Origin of the sequence: Streptomyces sp. YIM 98790 (assembly GCF_011421595.1) — a bacterium.
Taxonomy (GTDB): Bacteria; Actinomycetota; Actinomycetes; order Streptomycetales; family Streptomycetaceae; genus Streptomyces.
Genome location: NZ_WTLH01000010.1, coordinates 49,828 through 67,279 on the forward strand (window position 1 = coordinate 49,828; position 17,452 = coordinate 67,279).

17 protein-coding genes and 1 pseudogene are annotated in these 17,452 nt (G+C 75.7%); 15 read left to right on the top strand and 3 right to left on the bottom strand.

What is annotated here, in order from left to right:
- Positions 1-50 precede the first annotated feature (50 nt).
- From ribD to GQS09_RS03645, 8 genes are all read left to right on the top strand, one after another.
- Positions 51-1,214 (top strand): bifunctional diaminohydroxyphosphoribosylaminopyrimidine deaminase/5-amino-6-(5-phosphoribosylamino)uracil reductase RibD, encoded by a 1,164-nt coding sequence (gene ribD / locus GQS09_RS03610; RefSeq protein ID WP_399552390.1) that lies wholly within the window; start codon positions 51-53, stop codon positions 1,212-1,214.
- Positions 1,215-1,910, top strand: coding sequence for a riboflavin synthase (locus tag GQS09_RS03615; RefSeq protein ID WP_165984491.1), 696 nt, complete (start codon positions 1,215-1,217; stop codon positions 1,908-1,910).
- Positions 1,907-2,566 (top strand): nicotinamide mononucleotide transporter family protein, encoded by a 660-nt coding sequence (locus GQS09_RS03620; RefSeq protein WP_313895971.1) that lies wholly within the window; start codon positions 1,907-1,909, stop codon positions 2,564-2,566. Before GQS09_RS03615 ends, GQS09_RS03620 begins: the two co-directional genes overlap by 4 nt.
- A complete protein-coding gene (locus tag GQS09_RS03625; protein WP_165984492.1) occupies positions 2,563-3,915 on the top strand; it encodes a bifunctional 3,4-dihydroxy-2-butanone-4-phosphate synthase/GTP cyclohydrolase II in 1,353 nt (450 codons plus the stop codon). Before GQS09_RS03620 ends, GQS09_RS03625 begins: the two co-directional genes overlap by 4 nt.
- 106 nt (positions 3,916-4,021) lie before the next feature.
- Entirely contained in the window at positions 4,022-4,507 is a 486-nt protein-coding gene (gene ribH, locus GQS09_RS03630) for a 6,7-dimethyl-8-ribityllumazine synthase (RefSeq protein WP_165984493.1), read from the top strand.
- Between the two features lie 39 nt (positions 4,508-4,546).
- A complete protein-coding gene (locus GQS09_RS03635; protein WP_165984494.1) occupies positions 4,547-4,819 on the top strand; it encodes a phosphoribosyl-ATP diphosphatase in 273 nt (90 codons plus the stop codon).
- A 105-nt stretch (positions 4,820-4,924) separates the two neighbouring features.
- Entirely contained in the window at positions 4,925-5,773 is an 849-nt protein-coding gene (gene hisG, locus GQS09_RS03640) for an ATP phosphoribosyltransferase (protein WP_165984495.1), read from the top strand.
- 39 nt (positions 5,774-5,812) lie between these two features.
- The gene (locus tag GQS09_RS03645) at positions 5,813-6,301 is read left to right on the top strand and encodes a PH domain-containing protein (RefSeq protein ID WP_313895972.1); all 489 of its coding nucleotides are present in this window, start codon (positions 5,813-5,815) and stop codon (positions 6,299-6,301) included.
- Positions 6,302-6,329: 28 nt separating this feature from the next.
- Here the strand turns inward: GQS09_RS03645 and GQS09_RS03650 are convergent, their stop codons facing one another.
- Positions 6,330-6,929 carry a TetR/AcrR family transcriptional regulator gene (locus tag GQS09_RS03650; RefSeq protein ID WP_165984496.1) on the bottom strand — a complete coding sequence of 200 codons (600 nt, stop codon included), beginning with the start codon at positions 6,927-6,929 and terminating at the stop codon, positions 6,330-6,332.
- 90 nt (positions 6,930-7,019) lie between these two features.
- Here GQS09_RS03650 and GQS09_RS03655 point away from each other — a divergent pair, with 90 nt between their 5' ends.
- The 5 genes from GQS09_RS03655 (at position 7,020) to GQS09_RS03675 (ending at position 11,429) form a co-directional block, all read left to right on the top strand.
- Positions 7,020-8,000, top strand: coding sequence for a DUF2867 domain-containing protein (locus tag GQS09_RS03655; protein ID WP_165984497.1), 981 nt, complete (start codon positions 7,020-7,022; stop codon positions 7,998-8,000).
- A gap of 173 nt (positions 8,001-8,173) precedes the next feature.
- A complete protein-coding gene (locus tag GQS09_RS03660) occupies positions 8,174-8,752 on the top strand; it encodes a DUF6529 family protein (RefSeq protein WP_165984498.1) in 579 nt (192 codons plus the stop codon).
- 125 nt (positions 8,753-8,877) lie between these two features.
- A complete protein-coding gene (locus tag GQS09_RS03665; protein ID WP_165984499.1) occupies positions 8,878-9,483 on the top strand; it encodes a Rieske (2Fe-2S) protein in 606 nt (201 codons plus the stop codon).
- Complete coding sequence (locus tag GQS09_RS03670; RefSeq protein WP_165984500.1) at positions 9,480-10,154, top strand: hypothetical protein; 675 nt, start codon at positions 9,480-9,482, stop codon at positions 10,152-10,154. The genes GQS09_RS03665 and GQS09_RS03670 overlap by 4 nt, the downstream gene beginning before the upstream one ends.
- A gap of 228 nt (positions 10,155-10,382) precedes the next feature.
- Positions 10,383-11,429 carry a helix-turn-helix domain-containing protein gene (locus tag GQS09_RS03675; RefSeq protein WP_165984501.1) on the top strand — a complete coding sequence of 349 codons (1,047 nt, stop codon included), beginning with the start codon at positions 10,383-10,385 and terminating at the stop codon, positions 11,427-11,429.
- A 277-nt stretch (positions 11,430-11,706) separates the two neighbouring features.
- Here the strand turns inward: GQS09_RS03675 and GQS09_RS28510 are convergent.
- Together GQS09_RS28510 and GQS09_RS03685 are read right to left on the bottom strand one after the other, a co-directional pair.
- Positions 11,707-13,643: pseudogene (locus GQS09_RS28510) on the bottom strand (AAA family ATPase).
- 10 nt (positions 13,644-13,653) lie between these two features.
- The gene (locus GQS09_RS03685; RefSeq protein WP_165984510.1) at positions 13,654-14,259 is read right to left on the bottom strand and encodes a uridine kinase; all 606 of its coding nucleotides are present in this window, start codon (positions 14,257-14,259) and stop codon (positions 13,654-13,656) included.
- Positions 14,260-14,471: 212 nt separating this feature from the next.
- On the opposite strand from GQS09_RS03685, the gene GQS09_RS03690 reads away from it, so the two are divergent.
- Complete coding sequence (locus GQS09_RS03690; RefSeq protein ID WP_313895973.1) at positions 14,472-15,920, top strand: peptidase C39 family protein; 1,449 nt, start codon at positions 14,472-14,474, stop codon at positions 15,918-15,920.
- Between the two features lie 254 nt (positions 15,921-16,174).
- Positions 16,175-17,362 (top strand): acyl-CoA dehydrogenase family protein, encoded by a 1,188-nt coding sequence (locus GQS09_RS03695; protein ID WP_165984502.1) that lies wholly within the window; start codon positions 16,175-16,177, stop codon positions 17,360-17,362.
- Positions 17,363-17,452 lie beyond the last annotated feature (90 nt).

The following is a 17,452-nucleotide window of genomic DNA, read 5'->3' on the forward strand; positions in this document are numbered from 1 at the left end:
TACGTTCATGAGCCCCGGAGTCCTTGCCCGAGGAGGCAGGAGGACCCGGAGTGGCTCCCCAGGCACCGCGCGAGCGGGAGACCGCGGCCATGCGCCGCGCCATCGCGCTGGCCGCCCGCGGCCTCGGCCGCACCCGCCCCAACCCCGTGGTCGGCTGCGTGATCCTCGGCCCGGACGGCGAGGTGGCCGGCGAGGGCTGGCACCGGCGGGCCGGCGGCCCGCACGCCGAGGTGCACGCTCTGGCCGAGGCGGGGCAGGCCGCCCGCGGCGGCACCGCGGTGGTCACCCTGGAACCGTGCAACCACACCGGGCGCACCGGCCCCTGCACCCGGGCCCTGCTGGCCGCCGGCATCGCCCGCGTCGTCTACGCCGTGCCCGATCCCACCGCCGCCGCCCGCGGCGGCGCCGCGGCCCTGGCCGCCGCCGGGGCCGAGGTCTCCGGGGGTCTGCTGCGCGCCGAGGCCGAGGCCGGCAACGCCGCCTGGCTCACCGCCGCACGGCTCGGCCGCCCCCTGGTGCACTGGAAGTACGCCGCCACCCTGGACGGCCGCACCTCCGCCGCCGACGGCACCAGCCGCTGGATCACCTCCGCCGAGTCCCGTGCCGACGTGCACCGGCTGCGCGCCGGGAGCGACGCCGTGCTGGTCGGCTCCGGCACGCTGCGCGCCGACGACCCGCACCTCGCGGTGCGCGGCGTCCCCGGCGCCGTCCAGCCGCTGCGCGTCGCCCTGGACACCGAGGCCGCCGTGGTCAAGCCCGGCGCCCGGGTGCTGGACGGCACCGCGCCCACCCTGGTCGCGGTCGCCGACGACCTGCCCGCGGAACGCACCGCACCGCTGGCCGCGGCCGTTTCCGGCACCCGCGCCGAGGTCGTCCGGCTGCCGCGCGCCGCCGCCGGGCGCGGCCTGTCCCTGCCGGCACTGCTGGCCGAACTGCACCGCCGGGAGATCCGCTCCGTCCTGCTGGAGGGCGGCCCGGTGCTCGCCGGGGCCTTCGCCGCCGCCGGGCTGATCGACCGGGTCACCGGCTATCTGGCCCCGGCACTGCTCGGCGCCGGACCGCAGGCGCTCGGCGACGCGGGCGTCACCACCATCGCCCAGGCCCTGCGGCTTCACCTCACCGATGTCACCCGCACCGGGCCCGACCTGCGCATCACCGCCGTCCCCCGCCCCCGAGCGGCCTCCGCCGCACCCGCCGCACCCGAGGAGAGCTGAGTGTTCACCGGAATCGTCGAAGAACTGGGCCGGGTCACCGCCGTCGAGCAGCTCGGCGACTCCTGCCGGCTCACCCTGCACGGGCCGCTGGTCACCGGGGACGCCCGGCACGGCGACTCCATCGCGGTCAACGGGGTCTGCCTCACCGTGGTGGAGACCGCCGGCGGCACCTTCACCGCCGATGTGATGGCCGAGACCCTGCACCGCACCAGCCTGGGGGCCCTGGTCCCCGGCTCCCGGGTCAACCTGGAACGCCCCATGGCACTCGGCGGACGGCTCGGCGGCCACCTGGTCCAGGGCCATGTCGACGGCACCGGCACCATCCTCGAACGCACCCCCGGCGAACGCTGGGAGGTGGTCCGCGTCTCGCTCCCCGCCCGCCTGGCCCGCTATGTGGTGGAGAAGGGCTCGATCACCGTGGACGGGGTCAGCCTCACCGTGGTCGAGGCCGCGGACGACTCCTTCACCGTCAGCCTGATCCCCGCCACCCTGGCCCTGACCACGCTGGGTCTGAAGGGCCCGGGCGAGCCGGTCAACCTGGAGACCGACGTGCTCGCCAAGTACACCGAGCGGCTCCTCGCCCACGGCGCCGCCTCCCGTCCGGACGCCTCCGGCACGGACGCCACCGGCACCCGGGCGGGGGGACGGGAGGCGGCCGGGCGGCCCGCCCAGCCCGCCGGGGGACCGGCCCGGTGAACCTCCCCGACGCCTTCGACGGGCTCAACGCCACCGCGTTCACGGTGCTGGGCCAGCCCGTCATCTGGTCGGACATGGCGGGCAACCTGCTGGGCCTGGCCGCGCTCGCGCTCGGCTGGCGCCGCTCGCTGTGGACCTGGCCCGCCCAGCTCGCCTCCGGCCTGGTCCTGGTCGCGGCCTACGCCTCCGCCCAGCTCTCGGGCGGTGTCGGCAAGCAACTGCTGGTGATCACTGTGGCCGTGTGGGGCTGGCGGCAGTGGCGGCACGGCAGCCGCTCCGCCGGCGACGGCCACATCGCCGTGCGCTTCGCCACCGCCCGGGAACGGCTGCTGCTGCTCACCGGCGCGGCCGGCGGCACCCTCGCCGTCGGCGGCCTGTTCACCGCCTGGCCCCAGCTGTCCTGGAATCCCTGGCCGGACGCCTACATCTTCGTCGGCACCCTGGTCGCCATGATCGCCCAGGCCCGCGGCCTGGTGGAGTTCTGGCTCGCCTGGCTGCTGGTCGACCTGGTCGGCGTGCCGCTCGCGCTGCACAGCGGCCTGACCTTCTCGGCCCTGGTCTATCTCGTCTACTTCGTCCTCGTCCTGTGGGGACTGCGCGACTGGTGGCTGCGCTCCCGCGCGCCGCGCCCCGTCCTGGAAGGAACCTCGGCATGACCGTCACGCCCGCCTCCCTCGCCTCGCCCGGCACCGCCGCCCCCGGCCCGGAGCCGGACCTCGCGCTGGACCCCGTGGAGCGCGCCGTGGCCGACATCGCCGCCGGACGCCCGGTGGTGGTGGTCGACGACGCCGACCGCGAGAACGAGGGCGACCTGATCGTCGCCGCCGAGAAGATCACCGCCGAGACCGTGGCGTTCATGATGTCCGAGTGCCGCGGCCTGATCTGCGTCCCCATGGAGGCGGCCGACCTGGACCGGCTGCGGCTGCCGCAGATGGTGGACGACAACACCGAGTCCATGCGCACCGCCTTCACCGTCTCGGTGGACGCCACCGCCCGGCACGGCGTCTCCACCGGCATCTCCGCCGCCGACCGGGCCGCCACCATCCGGCTGCTCGCCGAACCGGCGGCCGGGCCCGGCGACTTCTCCCGGCCCGGACACGTCTTCCCGCTGCGCGCCCGGAAGGGCGGGGTGCTGACCCGCGACGGCCACACGGAGGCCGGGGTCGACCTGGCCCGGCTGGCCGGACTCCGCCCCGCCGCCGCCATCGTGGAGATCGCCGGACCGGACGGCACCATGCTGCGGCTGCCCGAACTCGTCCCGTTCGCCCGCCGGCACGGGCTGGCCGTCATCTCCATCGAGGACCTGATCGCCTACCGCACCGCCCGGGAGACACCCGCCCCGGCCGCCCCCGCCGCCCCGGCCCCGGCCGCCCCGGCCGACCCCGTGGTGCGGCGTGAGGCCGAGACCGCCCTGCCCACCGCGCACGGCACGTTCCGTGCCCACGGCTACCGGGCCGCCGACGGGGTCGAGCACATCGCCCTGGTCGCCGGGGACATCCGGGACGGCGAGGACCTCCTGGTCCGGGTGCACTCCGAATGCCTCACCGGCGACGTGCTCGGCTCGCTGCGCTGCGACTGCGGCCCCCAGCTGCGCACCGCCATGGACCGGATCGGCGCCGAGGGCCGCGGGGTGCTGCTCTACCTGCGCGGCCACGAGGGCCGCGGCATCGGGCTGCTGCCCAAGCTCCGCGCCTACCAGCTCCAGGAACTCGGCCGGGACACCCTGGACGCCAACCTGGAACTCGGCCTGCCCGCGGACGCCCGCGACTACGCGGCCGCCGCCCGCATCCTGGCCGACCTGGGCGTGCGCTCCGTCCGGCTGCTCACCAACAACCCCGACAAGAGCGAGGCCCTGCGCCGGCACGGGCTGCGCGTGCTGCGCCGCGAGGCCATGCCCGCCCCGGCCGGCGAGCACAATCTGCGCTACCTGCGCACCAAGCGGGACCGGATGGGCCATGACCTGCCGTGGCTGGACGCCGAGCCCGTCTCCGCCTGCGGCCGGTGAGCCCTGCACAGCCGTCCGCAGACCGCCCGTACCACCCCGGACCATCCCGTACCGGCCTCCGTACCCACCCCTGCACACCGACCAGCACCCGCGAGGAGAGAACACCGTGAGCGGCAAGGGCGCACCCGAACTGACCATCACCGATGCCAAGGACCTGCGGGTGGCGATCGTCGCCGCCCGGTGGCACACCACGGTGACGGACGGGCTCATCGACGGCGCCCGGCGCGCGCTGGCCGAGTGCGGCATCGAGGACCCGCTGCTGGTCCGGGTGCCCGGCAGCTTCGAACTGCCGGTGGCCGCCCGCCGGCTGGCCGGGCTCGGCTACGACGCCGTGGTGGCGCTGGGCGTCGTGATCCGCGGCGGCACCCCGCACTTCGACTACGTGTGCCAGGGCGTCACCGAAGGCCTGACCCGGGTCGCCACGGACAGCGGCGTCCCGGTCGGCTTCGGCGTGCTCACCTGCGACACCGAGCAGCAGGCGCTGGACCGTGCCGGGCTGCCCGGCTCCGTGGAGGACAAGGGGCACGAGGCCGCCACCGCCGCCGTGGCCACCGCCGCGGTGCTGCGCGGACTGTCCGAACCCCGGGACTGAGCGCGGACCCCCGGCCGGAACCCGTAGGCTTGGCACACCATGGCGCTCAAGACATTCGACGAGCTCTACGCCGAGCTCCAGCAGAAGGCCGCCACCGGCGACCCCGCCACCTCCCGCACCGCGGAACTGGTCGCCGCCGGCGTCCATACCATCGGCAAGAAGGTCGTGGAGGAGGCCGCCGAGGTCTGGATGGCGGCCGAACACGAGGATGCCGGCCGCACCGCCGAGGAGATCTCCCAGCTCCTCTACCACCTTCAGGTGATGATGGTGGCGCGCGGCATCACACTGGAAGACGTCTACGCCCACCTGTGAGCGGGCCCGGCGGCCGGCCCGCGGGCCGGCCGCACCGCGTCGTCCTTCCCGCCGCCCCGCTCGTCCACCCGTCGGCAGTCCCCCGGAAGTAAGGAACCTCCCCCCATGCTGCGCATCGCTGTCCCCAACAAAGGCGCTCTCGCCGAGCCGGCGTCGGCGATGCTCCAAGAGGCCGGCTACCGGCAGCGCAAGGACCGCCGCGAGCTGGTGCTGATGGACGGCGACAACCAGGTGGAGTTCTTCTTCCTCCGCCCCCGGGACATCGCGGTCTACGTCGGCTCCGGCAAGCTGGACATCGGCATCACCGGCCGGGACCTGCTGCTGGACTCCGGCTCCGAGGCCGAGGAGATCATGCAGCTCGGCTTCGGAGCCTCCACCCTGCGCTACGCCACCCGGCCGGGCGGGGTGCGGGAGGTCACCGAGTTCAGCGGTCTCACCGTGGCCACCTCCTTCGCCGGGGTGGTCGGCAAGCACCTGGCCGACCACGGCGTCAACGCCTCCGTGGTCAGCCTGGACGGCGCCGTGGAGACCGCCATCCAGCTCGGCGTGGCCGATGTGATCGCCGATGTGGTGGAGACCGGCACCACCCTGCGCCAGGCCGGGCTGGAGATCATCGGCGAGCCCGTCCTGCGCTCCGAGGCGGTGGTCATCCGCCGCCACGGCGCCCCCCAGGACGATCCCAAGGTGCGCCAGTTCCTGCGCCGCATGCAGGGCGTGCTGGTGGCCCGCCGCTACGTGATGATGGACTACGACATCCGCGCCGAGGCGGTGGAGCGCGCGGTGGCGCTCACCCCGGGACTGGAGTCGCCCACCGTCTCCCCGCTGCACGACCGCGGCTGGGTGGCCGTCCGCTCCATGGTGCCCGCCGAGGACGCCCAGCGGATCATGGACGATCTCTACGACCTGGGCGCGCGGGCCATCCTCACCACGACCATCCACGCCTGCCGGATCTGACCCGTGGCCGTGCCCTTCCCACCCGGCCAGGAGGAATCCGTGCCAGCGTCCGACGGCCGTGCCGAGCCCGGCGGGCTCCCGCGGCTCCCGGTCACCTTCCGCCCGATCCGCACCCGCATCGTGCTGATGGCGCTGGGGGCCTGCGTGTTCACCGTACTCACCGTGGTCGCCGTGCTGCTCCCGGCCACCGGCGGCGCCCCCTGGGGCACCGGCGACCGGATCGCCTTCGTGGCCAGCGGGCTGCTGGTGTGGGCGGTGCTGGGCCTGCTCGCCCGTCCCCGGGCGGTCGCCGACCGGGACGGGCTGACCGTGGTCAACCTGACCACCCGGCGGCGCCTGGCGTGGGCGCAGATCATCAAGGTCAGCCTGCGCCCCGGCGACCCCTGGGTCTCGCTCGACCTGCACGACGGGACCACCCTGGCGGTGATGGCCATCCAGCCCGGCGTGGACAGCCGCCGGGCCCTGGCCGACGCCCGCGCCCTGCGCGCGCTGGCCGACGCCTACGGCACCGCCGGCTCCGGCGACTGAGCCGCCGGGCCCCCGCGGCCCCGGCGGCTCACCGCGCCTGCCGCCCGCCGCGCAGCAGCGCCTGGAGGACCGACTCCAGGTAGCTCCGGGCCTCCTCCCCCTCGGGCAGCGTGCCGGGGACGGAACGCGCGAGCTGGGCGTGGCCCAGGTAGCCGGTGTATGCCAGGAGCGCCCGCTGCCGTGCCTCGGCCGGCGGGCAGCCGTGCTCGGCGAACAGGTCGACGAGGTAGGCGATCCGCCGGTGCGTGACCCTGCGGAACGCGGCGGCGACCGCCGGGTGACCCGCGTCGGCGAGCAGGGCCAGCTCAAGGGGATCGGGCTCCCGCGCGGCCGCGGCCGTGGTGATCCGGAACAGCCGCCGCAGCCGCTCCTCGGGCGTGCCGGCCTGCCCGATCTCGGCGATCACCGCCTCGGTCTCCCGCTCCTCCCAGCGCTCCAGCGCCGCCGTCACCAGGGCGTCGCGGCCGGAGAAGTGCCAGTAGAAGCTCCCCTTGGTGGTGCCCAGCCGGGCGGCCAGCGGCTCCACGGCGACCGCGGCGAGACCGCCGTCCCGGATCGCGGCGAGGGCGGCGTCCGCCCAGTCCCGGGCCGACAGCCGCGAGGCACGGGCGCGCTTCCGGTCAGCCATGACCGTACGCTACCGTATGGAAAACCGTACGGCAGCGTATGGGCGCCGGTCGTGCTGACGCCGCCCCCGCGCGTACTCGGGGAGGAACCGGTGCGAGAAGTCCGCAACGTTCATGAACGCCTTGTCAACGCCCCCGCCGGACGGGTCGGCGCCCTGCTCGACCGGCTGGCCTCCGAGGACGACCCCGTCTGGCCCGCCCCCGCCTGGCCCGCCATGCGGTTCGACCGCCCGCTCGGCGCCGGCGCCGACGGCGGTCACGGCCCCATCCGCTACACCGTGGCCGAGTACGAGCCGGGCGTACGGGTCCGGTTCCGCTTCGCGCCGCCCCGCAGCGGCTTTCACGAGTTCAGCGTCGAACCGGTGGGCCCTGACCGCTGCCGGGTGCGCCACGACATGCTCATCGGCACGCCCGGCCGGGACCTCCTGACCTGGCCGGTGGCGGTGCGCTGGATGCACGACGCGGTGGTGGAGGAGGCGCTGGACAACCTCCAGCGGGCCGCCGGGGACACCGTCGGCCGCCCGGCCCGCTGGTCCCCCTGGGTGCGGCTGCTCAACCGGGTGCTCTGGGACCGTCCGCGTGCGGTGCCCGCCCCGCCGCCCGAGGCGGAGCTCGCCCAGGCCGCCCTGGACCGCGTCGACTTCGCCGACGCCTGGCAGATGCGGCGCCACCCGGCCATGCCCGACGACCCGGACACCTGGGCCGGGGCGTTCCTCCGCCCGCCCGCCGCCGTCCGGGCACTGCTGCTGGTCCGGCAGGCACTGGTCGGCCTGATCGGCATCCGCCCCGGTCCTGTCCGGGGCGGATTCCCGGAGACCGGCCGGGCGGAGCACGAGCTGCTGCTCGGAACGGACGCCGGTCACCTCGACTTCCGGCTCTCCGTGCTGACCACGGACACGGCGGTCACCTTCACCACCGTCACCAGGATCCACAACCGCCGGGGACGCCTGTACTGGGCGGTGGTGCGCCGCCTGCACCCGGCCGTCGTCCGCGCCATGGCGCGCCGCGCCCACCGCGACATCGCCCTGCGCTCGACCCCCGCCGCACGGGCGAAGGCCGCCGCGGCCGGCTGAGCCGCCGGGCGGCCGGGCCCGTCGGACGTCGCGGACGGTCCGGTCGGGGACGGGCCGGTCGGTCCGCCGCACAGGATTTCTTCCTCCCCGGGTGAACCGATCGGCGCCGGGCCCCGTATAGCCGGGTGAACCCGCGTCCGGCGGGCCTGAGAACACCCGGGGGAGCAGCACCGATGTCCACCACCACCAGAGCAGAACCCGCCGCCCCGGTCCGCGGCACCGTACCCCTGCTCGCGATCACGCTGTCCGGCGCGCTGATCGCGGTCGCCCTGGGCGCGTACGGCTCCACGCACACACCGACCGGGCGGCCGCTGGCGCTGGTGGTCGGCTTCCATTCCATGCTGACCATGAAGGTCTGGCTGGCCACGGCCGCCGCCGGGCTGGCCTTTTTCCAGCTGGTCTCCGCGGCCTGGATGTGGCGGCGGCTCCCCGGCGCCGGGGAGCCGCCCGCCTGGCTCGGACCGGCGCACCGCTGGAGCGGCACGGCCGCCTTCCTGCTCAGCCTGCCCGCCGCCTACCACTGCCTGTGGAGCCTGGGGTTCAGCACCTTCGACACCCGCACCGCCGTGCACTCGGTCGTCGGCTGCGCCTTCTACGGCGCCTTCGCCACCAAGATGCTCGCCCTGCGGGTGCGCCGCCTGCCCGGCTGGGCCCTGCCCGTGGCCGGCGGACTGCTCTTCGCCGCGCTGATGACCGCCTGGGCGACCTCGTCCCTGTGGTACTTCGGCCAGCCCGGCGTACCGCTGCGGTAGTCGGCATCCGCTCCCGGCAGGCGCCGGCTCGCGGCGCGGGGGAGGGGGGACCGGGGGTCCCCGGAACGCGAGCGCACACGGCACGGCCCCGGACGCGGGGTGTCATCGGAGAGGAAGTCACCACCATGACCACAGAAGACCGGGAGATCCGGAACGGGCGGCGGACGGCACGGGAGGCACGCACAGAGGCACGGACGGCCGTCGAGCCGGGCCGCCGCCGGGTGCTCGGCGGCGTGCTGGCGGCGGGCGGCGCCGCGGCCGGCGCGGTCCTGCTCACCTCCTGCTACATCCCGTCGGAGGACCCGCCGCCGGCGGGCGGCTCCGGCGGCGGCACGCCCCAGGACCCGGGCGGCGCCGGGCAGGACACCGGCACGGACCCCGCCGACGGCAGCGGCGGCAGCGACAGCGGTGACAGCGGCGGCGGGCAGGCCGCGGCACCCCAGGGCGACCCGCTGGTCTCCTCCGACGAGGTGCCCGCCGGCGGCGGCGTGGTGCTGGCCGGCCAGGAGATCGTGGTGACCCGGGACGACTCCGGCACGGTCCGCGCCTTCTCCGCCATCTGCACCCACGCCGGCTGCCTGGTCGGCTCGGTCTCCAACGGGACCATCAGCTGTCCGTGCCACGGCAGCACCTTCGACGCGGGCACCGGTTCCCCGGTGTCCGGCCCGGCCGGATCGCCGCTGTCCCCGGTGGCGGTCCAGGAGACCGACGGCGGGGTGTACCCGGCATGAGCGACAGCAGCGGCAGCCTGATCACCCGCCTTCCCACGGTGCTCTGGATCGCCGGAGCCACCCTGGCGGCCGGAGCCCTGACCCCGGTCGTCGGCCAGACCGTCACCGACCCGCCGCCCCCGGCCGCCGCCCCTTCCGGCACCGGTGAGGAGCCGTCGGACGGCCAGGACACCGGCGGCCCCGGCTACTCCGGGGGCGCCGGGGACTCCGCCACCGGGGAGCCCGCGGACCCGGACACCGGTGACACCGGGAGCGGCGGCGACGGCGGCGACGGCGGCGGAGAGAGCGGGCCCGGTCCCGCGGACCGGCTGATCGACATCGCCGAGTCGGTCCTCGGCCGGATCGCCGTGGACGCCGAGGGCCGCACCCTGTATCTCTCCGTGCTGGACAGCACCGATCCGCCGGCCTCGGCCTGCCTGAGCCGGGAATGCCTGGAGAACTGGCCGCCGGTGTACCTCCCGGACGGCACCACCCTGCCGGATCTGGGCGAGGGCATCGACGCCGGCCTCCTGGGCGCCCTGGAGCGCCCGGACGGCACCTGGCAGGCGACTCTCGGCGGCTGGCCCCTCTACCGCTACGCCGGGGACGACGAGCCCGGCGAGGTGGCCGGCGACGGCATGGGCGGCACCTGGTTCGCCGTCTCACCGGAGGGAGCCCCCACCGTCCGCTGATCCGCACCTCCCCGCGCACGGTCAGGCAGCCCCACCGCCCGGTCCGCCGCCCGGCTCCGCGCCGACATGCCGCTGGAGCCGCTGGAGACGGGTCCGGGCGTCCGGCCGCCCGGACCCGTGGCCGGTCGCGGCCAAGCGTGGCCGATGTGCTACTCGACCCGCCTGTACCTTCCGTGTCAGGTTCAAGCCGCGAACGGCGGACGGAACGACACGGGGGTGGGACGGCGCATGCCGGTGACCGACTTCACCACGGAACAGGTGACGGCAGCGGAGAGGTTTCCGCTCTGGGGAGACGTCACCTGCCAGTCACACGCCCGGTGCCTGCTGCGCAGCGCGGACAAGGACGACTTCCTCGCCCGGATGCGTCTGCTGGACCTCGGGGAGATCCAGCTCTCGGCACTCGCCTTCCCCCATCTCCAGGTGGCGCGCCCCTCCAGGCTGATCCGCCAGGGCGACCCGGAACGCTATCTGGTCAACTGCATCAGCGGCGGAGACGGAAGCGTCAGCACCTCCGGCTCCGGCAGCACCGACACCGGCACGACGTTCCGCGCCGGCGATGTCGTGATGCTGGACACCAGCCGCCCCTACTGGGGCGACTTCAACGGGCTGCCGGACAGGTGGAGTCACCTCGTCATCCAGATCCCCCACACCCTGGTGCCGCTGCCGGAGCGGGAGGTGCGGCGGCTGCTCGCCGTCCCGTTCCCCGCCGGCGGCGGCATGGGCGGGACCTTCCGCCGCTGGCTGGCCGATCTGACCCAGCGGGCCGACGAGTTCACCCCCGAGGACCTGCCCACCCTCGCCTCGGTCACCACGGACCTGCTCACCTGCCTGCTCGCCCGCTCGCTGGACGCCGAGACCGCTGTGGCACCGGAGTCCCGCAGAAGCGCACTGCGGGTGCGGGTCCGCGACTTCATCGGCCGCAACCTCGCCGACCCGTCCCTCTCCCCGGCCGGCATCGCCGCCGCGCACCACATCTCGGTGCGCCACCTGTACACGCTGTTCGAAGAGGACGGCACCACCCCGGCGGCCTGGATCCGCGCACGCCGCCTGGAACACTGCCGGCGGGATCTCGCCGACCCGGCCCTGCGCCACCGGCCGGTGCATGCCGTCGCCGCCCGCTGGGGCTTCACCGATCCCGCGCACTTCAGCCGGATCTTCCGCGCCGCCTACGGCCTGCCGCCGCGGGACTGGCGGCAGTACGCCTGCGGCGACGAGCCCGTGCAGTCCCCGACAAGCACCGTGCAGAAACTGGCAAGGAATTCCGGCGCGCGCTGACAGATGCTGAGGAGCACCGGATGGCCCTCCCGCCGACCCCGTAGAGCGGGAGCGGCCATCCGGTGCCGGACGGCACACGCTGCCGCGGCCGCCGGGGGTCCCGCGGGGGGACAGGGAAATGCCCGGGGCCGGTACGGTCGGCCCGGGCGGGGGCGGTGTCCCACGGGGGCAACGGGGACGCCGCCCCCGCTCCGGGCGCACGGCCTGCCGGAGGGGGCGGGACCCGGGGACCGGGACCCACCCGGCCCCCGGGAACACCGCCGGACCGACGGCCCGCTCAGCGGCCGGACGGCGGCTCCGGGCGGTCGGTGGGCGTGATCCCGCGCCCGGCCATCACCTCGCCGTACGCCTGCATCAGGTCCGGCAGCCGCAGCGTGGACAGATCGCCCCGGGACGGGGTGCTCGCCATGCCGCTCAGCCGCATGTCGCGGAAGCCGCAGCTCGTCTCGTACAGGGTGCGCAGGAAACGGCCGTTGCCCAGCTCGTCGATCCAGCCCTCGGCCACCACGTGCCCGCAGATCGAGCGCAGCTCCTCGCGGGCCTCCGGATCCCAGGTGTCGCCGTGCTCGCCGGCCAGCAGCTCGCCTATGGCGGTCAGCTCGTCCGGCCGGTAGCTGGGGAACTCCACCCGGGCGGTGAACCGCGAGCCGAGCCCCGGATTGGCCGCCAGCAGCCGCTCCATGCCCTCCGGATAGCCCGCCAGGATCACCACCAGGTGGTCCCGGCTGTCCTCCGCCCGCTTCAGCAGCACCTGCAGCGCCTCGTCGCCGTAGGCGTCGCCCTTGCTGTAGCCGGAGTGCACCAGGCTGTACGCCTCGTCGATGAACAGCACCCCGCCCAGTGCCGAGTCGATCAGCCGGTTGGCCTTCACCGCGGTCTGGCCCNCAGTGCCGAGTCGATCAGCCGGTTGGCCTTCACCGCGGTCTGGCCCAGGAATTCCCCCACCAGATCCGCCCGCTGGGCCTCCACCAGCCGGTCGTGGCCCAGCACCCCGAGGGCGTGGAACACCTTGGCCAGGATCCGGGCCACCGTGGTCTTGCCCGTCCCGGAGGGGCCGGAGAACACGAAATGCCGCTTCGGCGGCTGCACCGGCAGCCCCTGCCCGGCCCGGAAGCGGGCCATCCGCAGCTGCGCGGACATCGCCCGCACCTGCTCCTTGACCGGCTCCAGCCCCACCATCCGGTCCAGTTCGGACAGCGCCCGGGCGAGCAGCGCGCTGTCCGGCTGCCGCACCTCGCCGCCGCCGGACCCGGGGGCGTAGCCGCCGCGCCCGCCGTCCCGTCCGGACCAGCCGGCCGCGCCGCCCGCCGGCTCCACCCCGGTGGCGACCACGGTCCGCCGCTCACCCCCTGCCACCGGTATGTCGTCGGAGAATTCCAGCGTGCCCTCGCCCGCGTCGTGCGGCAGCGGGCCGCCCGGACCGGCCAGTTCGTCCTCGTCCGCCAGGGCGGACAGCCGGGCGCCGGTGTCCATGAACTCCGGATCGGTCTGGTACACCGCCCGGTACAGCGGCAGCGCCGCCGCGCTGCGCCCGCTGCCCTCACGCGCCCGGGCCAGCCAGTAGCGCAGTTCCTTGCGCTGCGGCTGCTCGCTGCGGCACCGCATCAGCGCCGCCGCCAGCAGCGGCTCGGCCTGCTCGAACATCTCCATCCGGACCCGGGCCATGCCCGCGAACAGCCCGGCCTCCACGCCGAGCTGCGGGTCGTCCACCAGCGAGGCGGTGTAGCGGAACAGGCCCTCCCAGTCCTTGGCCAGATAGGCCCGGCAGGCGTGCAGGAACCGCGCGTGCGGATCGGTGTCCGGCGCCGGGCAGCGGGCCAGTGCCTGGTCGAGTTCGGCCAGCCGCCGTCCGTCCAGCAGATGCGAGGCGTGCGCCAGCCGCAGATCCCGCTCCGTCTCCAGCACCGGCTGCACCCACCAGCCCAGCCAGTACCAGGAGCTGAGCTGCCGCCGGTGCCGGGCGCGCTGCTCCCCGAACCGGTCCCGGTGCTCGTACATCCGCAGCAGTGCGGTGGTCACGTCCGAGCGCAGCGCGTGCAGGCCGAGCCAGGCGTCGGCCATGCCGGGATCCTCGCGCACCGCCGCGCGGAAGCACTCCTCCGCGTCCGCGTAGGCGGCGGCGACATAGGCGTCCACTCCGCGCAGCCACGCCACGTCCGCCGCCGTGCGCCGGCCGTGCATGTCGTGCGTGCCTGAACTCATGACGTCCCCCACAACGGGCTCCTCAGCCTCCCGCCGCCGGCGTCCGGGGCTTCCGCTCCCGGAACTGACAGGTACCGCCGCGAGGCACAAGGAGGATATCGGCAAAGGGTGCTGACGGATCTTCGGCCAGGTGCCGGAGCTCCGCCCGCTTCCAGCTCTCCCAGAACGGGGCCAGCGCGGCGCCGTCCCGCCGCTGTCCCCGTGCCCAGGCCTTCTCCCGGTCCACCTCCAGCCAGATCAGGCAGGCCAGATGGGGCCGTACCGCGCGCCGGCCCGCCCCCACGCCCTCCAGCAGCACGACGGGCGCCGGCTCCACCACACTGCTGTGGATGTACCCGCGCCGCTCCCAGTCGTACACCTGGTAGCGGGCGGGCTCGCCGCGGCCCAGCGGGGTCAGCACCTGCTCCGTCAGGCGGCCGGTCCAGCCGAACGGCGACTCGTGGCTCGCGAGGTCGTCCAGATGCACCACCGGGGCACCGCCCAGCGTCCGGGACAGCGCGGCGCACAGGGTGCTCTTGCCCGAGCCGGCGTGCCCGTCCACACCGACCAGCCGCACCGGGCCCAGTGAGGGGCGCAGCGCCCGCAGCCGGGCCGCGAGCGCGGCCGGCGCGGAATCCTCGGCGGTCATCACCCGGACAGCGTACGGCGCGCCGTGCGCCGGTGCGGCCCTCACCGGGTCTCGCGGGGGAGCGCATCGGCGCGTGTGGCCGCACGGGCGCCCCGCGTGCCGTGACTGGCCGTCAGCGCAGGCGGGCCGGATAGTGGACGGGCGGACGCCCTGCCCGGCACCCGCCCGGCACCCGCCCGCCGATCCGTCCACCGGGACCCCGGGAGAACACCGTGACCCACCGCCGCGCCCTGCTGTCCGCCGCCCTGTTCTGCGCGCTCGCCGCCGGCACCGGGCCCGCCTCCGCCGCCCCGCCGGCCGGGCCGCGCCCGCCGCGTTCACCTCAGGGCCGCCGCGGTGGCCCGGCGCTGCCCGCGGACGGCGGACCGGCGCTGGAGTACCACGCCTGGACCACCGCGGCCGACTGGGACCGCGGCACCGCGCAGGGCGTGCACACCCTTGCCCTGCCGCGCCCGTGCATCGTGACCGGCCGCCCGCACGGCACCCTGGACCGCACCGACCCGCACACCGGCCGCACCGACCGCTGGGAGTACGCGCGCTGGCTCTCGCCCGAGCACCGCCCGGCCGTCCCCGCCGACGAACTGATCGTCTCCTGGAACGCCGCCACCCCGCCCGGCACCTGGCTGCGCGTGGAACTCCGCGCCGCCTACTCCGACGGCGGCCACACCCCCTGGTACGTCCTCGGCGACTGGGCCGCGGGCGACGCGGACATCCGCCGCACCTCCGTGGACGGCCAGCGGGACGGCCGCAGCGCCGTGCACACCGACACCGTCGCCCTCACCCCGCCGCCCCCCGCCGGCGGGGAGAGCGCCGCCCCGGACGCCGCGCAGCAGGCCGCCTCGGGGGCGGCGCCGGCGCGGTTCACCGCCTGCCGGCTGCGGCTCACCCTCTGCCGGGCACCCGGCACGGCCGCCACCCCCGCGGTGTGGCGGGCCGGGGTGCTCGCCTCCGCGGTGCCCGCCCGGGAGGAGGTCCCGGCCACCGCGCCCGGCCCCGCCGCCGGCATCGAGCTGCCGGTCCCGGCCTACTCGCAGAACGTGCACACCGGCCGCTACCCCGAGTACGACAACGGCGGCGAGGCATGGTGCAGCCCCACCTCGGTGCAGATGATCCTGGAGTACTGGGGGCACCGGCCGACCGCCGAGGAACTCGCCTGGGTCGACCCCTCCTACGACGACCCGCAGATCTGCCACGCCGCCCGGCACACCTACGACCACGCCTACCGGGGCTGCGGCAACTGGCCCTTCAACACCGCCTATGCCGCCGCCGCGCACCCCGGCATCCAGGCCGTGGTGACCCGGCTGCCCTCGCTGGCACACGCCGAACGGCTGATCCGGGCCGGCATCCCGCTGATCACCTCGCAGTCCTTCCACGCCGCCGAACTGCCCGGCGCCGGCTACGGCACGGCCGGCCACCTGATGACCGTCACCGGGTTCACCCCGGACGGCGATGTGGTGGCCCACGACCCGGCCGGCCGGGACAACGCCGACGTCCGCCGGGTCTACCCGCGCCGCGCCTTCGAGAACATCTGGCTGCGCACCCGCCGCCGCACCGCGGACGGCACCCCCGCCTCCGGCACCGGCGGCATCTGCTACCTGCTCTTCCCGCTGCACCCGAGCACCGACCAGCGCCAGGCCCTGGCCGCGGCCGGCATCCGCTGAGGCGGGGCCCCGGCTCCCGTCCGTGCCGGGGTGCGCCCGGGCCCGCGCCGCCGCACCCTGGTGGGCGGGGCCTGCCGGCCGACGGGCGCCCTCGTGAGCGCGGGGGCGATCGGGCATACTCGGGCGGCCGGACGTGACCGGCCTGCCGCCGCAATCCGGCGGCCGGCCCGGCACGTACCCGCAGACCTCAGCACGGCAGCGCCGCCGTCCATCCCTGGCGACCGCTGCCCCAGCGCCCGACAGGGAGGAGCGAGATGACCCCCGCCGTGACGCCCGACACCCGCCCGCAGCCGGTGCGGCGCACCCTGCCCACCGAAGACGCCCGTGACCTGCTGGAACTGGTCCGGGAACTGATCCGGAAGGAGATCGTCCCGGTCGCCGACGAGGAGGAGGCCGCCGCCCGCTTCCCCCGGGAGACCTTCCGGCAGCTGTCCGGGACCGGACTGCTGTCCCTGCCCTACCCGGAGCGGTACGGCGGCGGAGGCCAGCCCTACGAGGTCTACCTGCAGATGCTGGAGGAACTGGCCATCGCCCGGCTGACCGTCGGCCTCGGCGTCAGCGTGCACACCCTGGCCTGCCACGCACTGGCCGGATACGGCACCGAGGAGCAGCGCGCCGCGCACCTGCCGGGGATGCTCGGCGGCGGCGCCCTCGGCGCCTACTGCCTCTCCGAGCCCGCCTCCGGCTCCGACGCGGCCGCCCTGCGCACCCGGGCGGTGCGGGAGGGCGACTCCTGGGTGCTCACCGGCACCAAGGCCTGGATCACGCACGGCGGCATCGCCGACTTCTACACCGTCTTCGCCCGCACCGGCGAGGACGGTCCGCGCGGCATCACGGCCTTCCTGGTCCCCGGCGACGCCCCCGGGCTGGCCGCCGCCCCGCCGGAACGGAAGATGGGGCTGGCCGGCTCGCCCACCGCCCAGGTCCATCTGGACGGGGTACGGGTGCCGGACGCCCGCCGGATAGGCGACGAGGGCCAGGGCTTCGCCATCGCCCTGGACGCCCTGGACTCCGGACGGCTGGGCATTGCGGCCTGCGCCGTCGGCGTCGCCCAGGCCGCGCTGGACACCGCCCTGTGGTTCACCGCCGAGCGCCACCAGTTCGGCCGCCCGGTGCTGGACTTCCAGGGCCCGCGGTTCATGCTCGCCGACATGGCGACCCAGATCGAGGCCGGACGGGCGCTGTACCTGGCCGCCGCGCGGCTGCGCGACGCCGGGGAGCCGTTCTCCCGGCAGGCCGCCATGGCCAAGCTGTTCTGCACCGACACCGCCATGCGGGTGACCACGGACGCCGTGCAGCTCATGGGCGGCTACGGCTACACCGCGGACTTCCCGGCCGAGCGGTATCTGCGCGAGGCCAAGGTGCTGCAGATCGTCGAGGGCACCAACCAGATCCAGCGCATGGTGATCGCCCGCCACATGGCCGGCCCGCCCACCCGCTGAGCCGCACCGGCCCGCCCCGCCCCGGGAAGCGGCGCCCCGCCCGCCCGTCTCCGCCCGCCCGTCTCCCCGGGCGGGCGGCCCGCGGTGCGG